The 6,399-nt window shown below is 38.1% G+C and carries 5 protein-coding genes; all 5 read left to right on the forward strand.

All coding sequences use genetic code 11. From position 1 onward, the window contains the following. Nucleotides 1–2: 2 nt before the first annotated feature. Nucleotides 3–1,136, forward strand: coding sequence for a DegT/DnrJ/EryC1/StrS family aminotransferase (locus WJQ40_RS00815; RefSeq protein ID WP_337537590.1), 1,134 nt, complete (start codon nucleotides 3–5; stop codon nucleotides 1,134–1,136). 17 nt (nucleotides 1,137–1,153) lie between these two features. Continuing rightward, on the forward strand, nucleotides 1,154–2,053 hold the full coding sequence (locus tag WJQ40_RS00820) for a DapH/DapD/GlmU-related protein (RefSeq protein ID WP_337537591.1): 900 nt from the start codon (nucleotides 1,154–1,156) through the stop codon (nucleotides 2,051–2,053). Between the two features lie 5 nt (nucleotides 2,054–2,058). Continuing rightward, complete coding sequence (locus tag WJQ40_RS00825) at nucleotides 2,059–3,321, forward strand: glycosyltransferase (protein WP_337537592.1); 1,263 nt, start codon at nucleotides 2,059–2,061, stop codon at nucleotides 3,319–3,321. A gap of 12 nt (nucleotides 3,322–3,333) precedes the next feature. Then, nucleotides 3,334–5,019, forward strand: coding sequence for a hypothetical protein (locus tag WJQ40_RS00830; RefSeq protein WP_337537593.1), 1,686 nt, complete (start codon nucleotides 3,334–3,336; stop codon nucleotides 5,017–5,019). 6 nt (nucleotides 5,020–5,025) lie between these two features. Further along, nucleotides 5,026–6,399 (forward strand): surface carbohydrate biosynthesis protein (locus WJQ40_RS00835; protein ID WP_337537594.1); only part of this gene is annotated, 1,374 nt, incomplete at its 3' end.

Genomic DNA, 6,399 nt, shown 5'->3' on the forward strand with positions numbered 1-6,399 from the left:
TAGTGGAATTTAGAGATTTAAAAAAGCAATATTATACACATAAAAGAGATATAGACCAGGCAATAGAAAGCGTATTACTTAATACAGATTTTATTATGGGAGATGCTGTAAAAAAACTGGAAACAGCACTGGCAGAATATGTTGGGAAGAAGCATTGTATTACCTGTGGAAATGGAACAGATGCGTTGCAGCTTGCATTGATGACCTGGGAAATTGGGAAGGGTGATGCTGTTTTTGTTCCGGATTTTACATTCTTTTCCAGTGGTGAAGTAGTTTCTTTGTGTGGTGCAACTCCTGTATTTGTAGATATCAGTAAGGATACTTTTAATATTGATCCAGATGATCTTGAATCTGCCATAGAAAAGTGTATAAGTGAGGGTGAACTGAAGCCGAGAGTAATAGTCGCAGTAGATTTATTTGGGCAGCCTGCAGATTATGACAGAATCAGGAGGATTGCAGATAAGTACAATCTATACGTGTTGGAGGATGGAGCCCAGGGGTTTGGCGGACGTATTGGTGATAAAGCAGCATGTAGCTTTGGGGATATTGCAACGACATCCTTTTTCCCGGCAAAACCTTTAGGCTGTTATGGAGATGGCGGAGCCGTATTTACAGATAATGACGCATGGGCTGAGCTACTCAGGTCTCTTCGGGTGCATGGGAAAGGAACAGATAAATACGATAATATCCGTATAGGAATGAATTCAAGACTGGACACGATACAGGCAGCAGTTCTTAATGTGAAACTGAAATTCTTGGAAGAGGAAATAGAAGCCTGCAACAGGGTAGCAGCACAATATACTGCAGGCTTAAAGAATATTGTAGAGACACCAGTGATAACGGAAGGAATGCGTTCCAGCTGGGCACAATATACGATACTTTTAAAAAGCTCTGAGGAGAGAGAACTGGTTATGGGTAAACTGAAGGAAGCTGGGATTCCTTCGGCTGTCTATTATAAGAAACCTATGCACAAGCAGGCAGCTTTTAATAATAAGTGTCAGGGGAAAAACTGTTTAAAGACAGAAGAAATCAGTCAGACCTGTTTATCTCTTCCCATGCATGCATACTTAGAAGAAGATGAAGTAAGTAATATTAATTGTATAATTCGCAAAGTATTGTATGATATTCAACTATAAAGAGAATGGAGCTAGTGATGCGAGTTAATGTTTGCACAATAAATAATGCATATGATTTTTATATAGATGGAGCATCATATGTGGGTGCTCCACGAGAGCATACGATGATGTATATTTCAAAGAAAGTAGAAGACCTAATTAAAAATCTTCAAGGGAAAAAATATTGTCTTGTATTCGCAGAAAATGGTATTCAGGTTCCAGAAATACTGAAAAAAGAAAATTGCTTTATGTTTTCTGATAATCCGCAATATATGTATGCTATGTTTGCAACTAAGTTGACAAATGAGATAAGAAAGCAGGAGGCACAGTGGGGATATAAGCAGGATAAAAAAGGCTTTTTTGTTGGACAAGGTGTAACTATTGGAAAAAATGCTTATATTGAGCCAGGGGTAATCCTAGGACATAATGTAAAAATTGGAGATAATGCAGTTATATTGGCAGGATCAGTTATTAAATGTGCAACCATTGGAAATGATTTTTTGTGTAATGAAAATGCTGTAATTGGAGATTACAGTTTTACAATGGCAGTAGATTTAAAAGGGGATAGAATTAGGATTCCTGCATTAGGGAGAGTTATTATCGGGAACAATGTAGAGATTGGAGCATGTGATGATATTGCTACAGGTACATGTGGAGATACGATAATAGAAGATAATGTAAAAATAGATGCACTTGTTCACATAGGTCATGAGGCGCATTTGAAAAAAAATACAGAAATTACGGCAGGTACGATCGTTGGAGGATTTGCAGAACTGGGAGAACACAGTTTTTTAGGAATTAATTCAAGCATAAGAAATCGAATTAGAGTAGGAGAAAATTGTGTGGTTGGAATGGGAACTAATGTGACGAAGAAAGTGGAAGCTAAGTCGGTAGTAGTAGGAAATCCGGCTAGATTACTAGTGAAAAAGGAAGAGTAAATGAAGTGGCATATAAAGTTTTTTTAGTAACAAAGGGTTTCCCTTTTGGAAATAGTGAAAGTTCATTTATTACTGCAGAATATGATCATATAAAAGAAAAATTTGATGTTACAGTGATTGCAACGGAAGTGGATAAGCAGGAAAAACAGACATATCCGCAGAATATAGATACAATACGTATGGATACGGAAAATTGTACCTGGAGGAAAATCTCCTCATTGATCAGATTCTTACTAAAAAAAGAGTGTTATTTAGAAATAAAAGATATAATAAAAACACGTACATTGACAGCAAAGCGTATTTTCCGTGCACTTATGTTTGGGACAGCGGCAGAAGCATTTTTTCAGAATTTCAAAAAGGTAGCAGGGTTAACCTCAGAAACAGAGGCAATAGTTTATTTTTATTGGTTCGATTATAAATGTTTGGGACTGACTATGCATCAAAGAGAGTATCCAGGGCTTAAAATTATAGCAAGAACACACGGATATGACTTATATGATGCAAGGGAGCTGTATGGAAGACAGTTTTTTAAAGAACAGATGGATCGAAATTTAAAAAGACTCATTTTTGCAGCTGGGTTTGCTAAAGAGTATTATCTGCAGAGGTATTCAAAAAAAGACAATAAAAAATATCCGCTTCACAGATTAGGAGTATCAGATAAAGAAATAACTGGGCAGCAAAGAAGAGAGTGGTTGCCTGAGAATAAATTTTTGCTTTTAAGTTGTTCTAATGCAATTCAGATAAAAAGGATAGAATTGATTATTGAAGGATTATCTTTTATCAATGATAGAGAAATAAAGTGGGTTCATATAGGAAATGGTGAACAGTTTACTCATTTAAAGAATCTTGCAAAGCAGAAACTGGAGAGTGATACGAATATAACATTCGAATTTCTTGGAGCTGTACCAAACGAAAAGGTGATTCAATACTATCGGAACCACTATGTTGGAGCGTTTATCACAACAACATCTACAGAAGGTGGTTCGCCTGTTTCTGTACAGGAGGCATTATCCTTTGGAGTTCCTGTTATAGCTACGGCGGTAGGGGAACTGCCTGTTATGGTTCAGGACAATGGAGTATTACTGCCGGAAAATCCAACAGCACAGGAGGTGGCTGAGGGAATCCTGAGAATGCGGGAAGTGTATGGAACAAATATTTATTTTAAAATGTGTGACAGATCATTGGAAATATTCCATGATAAATTTGACGCAGATAAAAATTATGAAGCAATGGCAGAGGAATTATTACTATTGGCAAATGAAAAATAACGGAGCGAAGATATGCGGGGTTGGCTGGCAGCAGGCAATTTGAATATAGAATGTCTGGGAGATATTAAGGTAAGAAAAAGTGGATGTGTTTTTTATGATCATTCATTGAATAAATTCCCGGGGGACAGGGTTTCCTGCCAGACAGGGCAGACAGATGTGTTTCTGGATGGATTTGTTTATAACAGACAGGACTTTACAGATTACGGGCAGAACTGGTCTCAGGCATTTGCAGAGGAAGCCGGGCAGAATATGAAGAGCCTTCTTAACAGAATGAGAGGAGGCTTTTGTGGCTATGCTTATGATTGCAGACTGAAGGAGCTTAGGATATTTACTGACCAGGTGGGCAATAAGGCGGTATATTATTACAGTAATATGGATAAATGGATGGTTTCCAATCATCTTGATTATATGGTGAAGGTACTACGGGAGAATCACGAAAAATACTCTTTTTGTGATAAAGCTGCTGAGTACATGCTTTCTTATGGCTATATGATAGATGACAGTACCTTTATTGAACAAATTCATCGTGTACTGCCAGGAGAATATGTTATAATTAAAGATGGACATATTCAGGCAGAAAGATATTATATGATCCCGAATGCTGAACAGCAGATACCTGAGGATGAAGCGGTTGAAAAAATTGACCGTGCATTTCGGGAGGCAGTCAGGAGAGAATTTGAAAAGGACAGGGAGTATGGATATAGGCATCTGGTAGACTTAAGCGGTGGACTTGACAGTCGAATGGTTTCCTTTGTTGGACATGACCTTGGCTATACAGATCAGATGAACATCACATACAGTCAGGCTGGATATAGTGATGATGTGATCTCCAAAGAGATTGCATTGTATCTGAAGCATGAATATCTGTTTAAGCCACTGGATGATGCAGCCTGGATGCAGGATATTGACAGCATTACTTCACAGAACAACGGGGCTGCACTTTTTTTGGGTATAACGGGTGGAGCCAGAATGCTAGGAACTCTTAATACAGAGCAGTTTGGTATGGAACATACGGGTATGATAGGAGATGCGATACTTTCTACGTTCTATCATGACAGAACACTTAATTATGGTGCCCCCAGATTTGGCTATCACAGATATTCTGATAGATTAGCTTATGATTTCGAAGAAACATTGTTAGGGGAATATCCCTGTCAGGAACTGTTTGCGATTTATACCAGAGGAATGCTGGGAGCACAGTCTTCTTATATTACAAGACAGCATTATGTGGAAACAGATTCGCCTTTTATGGATGTGGATTTCCTGAATACAGTGTTTTCACTGCCGTTTGAATATCGGAACAGACATCATATTTATCTGAAATGGATGCTCCAGAAATATCCAGATGCTACGAAATTCGGATGGGAAAAATGGGGTGGTATAAGACCAAGAGAAGATCATATCTGGCGAAGAAAGATTAGAACAATCAGGCGGCTTATAGGAATGAAAGTGTCAAAGCTGGCTGGAAAGAGCAGTAGAGATGGTATGACACCGGTGGATTATTGGTATCACAGAGATATGCAGACAGTGAATTTATATGAGAAATATTATGAAGAAAATATAGAGAATCCAGTCATTACAGACAGCCTGAGGAAAGATATCAAAGTGATGTTTAAACAGGGCAATGTCATGGAGAAGGCAATGGCACTTACAGTATTGGCGGAAGTGAAGAAATACTTTAGTGATCAGGAGATTTAAAAATAAATGGGAAAGTATCAGATCAAAGAAGTTGATTTTTTGTTTGTATATGAGCATAAGGTACGTGAGCTGGAGAACCTGTGCCTGTTAAAGTATGAACTTGACAGGAGGGGGTATACGACTAAAATTGTCCATATTGAGGATGCAGAGGCGTTGAAGGCAATGCGGCCTATCTATCACGCTAAAGTTGTAGTTACCATGGCTTGTTATCAGAACAGTTCCATAGAATGGCATACGAAAAGGTTTGTAACATTTGATAAGCTTATCGATATGCAGTGGGAAAATATTGTGTTTCCCATGGATGAGAAGGACGAAAAGGCTTATAAAAATTATTCCGGTGTAGCCAAGGATGTAGTCAGAGTTTCATGGGGAGAAATGAATAAGCGACGGATGCTGAACGTGGTGAAGATGGATCCTAAGAAAGTCAAACTTGTAGGTCATGTTGGAATGGATTTCCTGAGAGATGAGCTAAAGGGATATTATCTGTCCAAAGAAGAAGTGGTGAAGGATTACGGGATTCCGGCAGATAAGAAAGTATTCTTGTTTATTTCACCATATTTTTCGGATACCCATACAGAAGAGTATCTGAAGGAAATGTGCAGACGGTTTGGTGAGGGTTGGAGGTCTTATTATCAGGATTGTATGCTCCCGTCCAAGAAGATTATTTTAGGTTGGATCAGAAAGCTTTGTGAGGAAAGAAAGGATATTGTCTTTATATACAGACCACATCCAGGTGAAGAGAGTCTGACAGCAATAGAGATGGAGAAGACATTACCTAATTTTAAGGTAATAGGAGATAAATCTGTAAAGCAATGGATCCTGATCAGTGATAAGGTATATACAGGAAACAGTTCTACATTTGTAGAAGCGTATTTTGGGAAGAAAATGTGCTATTTGCTATTTCCGATACCAGTACCCAAAGATTATGAACTGGCATTTTTCCAGAATGCACATAAGATCACAGAATTTGACGAATTTGAGGTAACAACACAGGATAATTGTTCAATGCCGTTTCCTGTCAGTGAAGAACTGATCGATGAGGTATATACGATTGACTGGAAGACGCCAAGTTATATCAAATTTGCGGATATGGCAGAAGAGGTACTTAAGGATCCATATTATAATCTGTCCAAAGAACAACTGAAGGAGTATCATCATAAGAGATCAATTGGTGAAAAGCTGACAGATCTTCTAGTGAAAGTCACACCATTATATAATATTTATCTATCAATGTTGGAGAAAGACAGTCCTAAGTGGAAATGGTTGGAAAATCGGCGAGAAGAAAGAAAGCGGCTGGAGCATGTAGCACACGATTTCGAAAAGACATCAGATGAAGAAATTGCTACAATTGTGGATAAAATAGCAAAAGAACTGGAAAAG

The sequence above is a fragment of the Suilimivivens sp. genome, assembly GCF_037359455.1.
Classification (GTDB): domain Bacteria; phylum Bacillota; class Clostridia; order Lachnospirales; family Lachnospiraceae; genus Suilimivivens; species Suilimivivens aceti.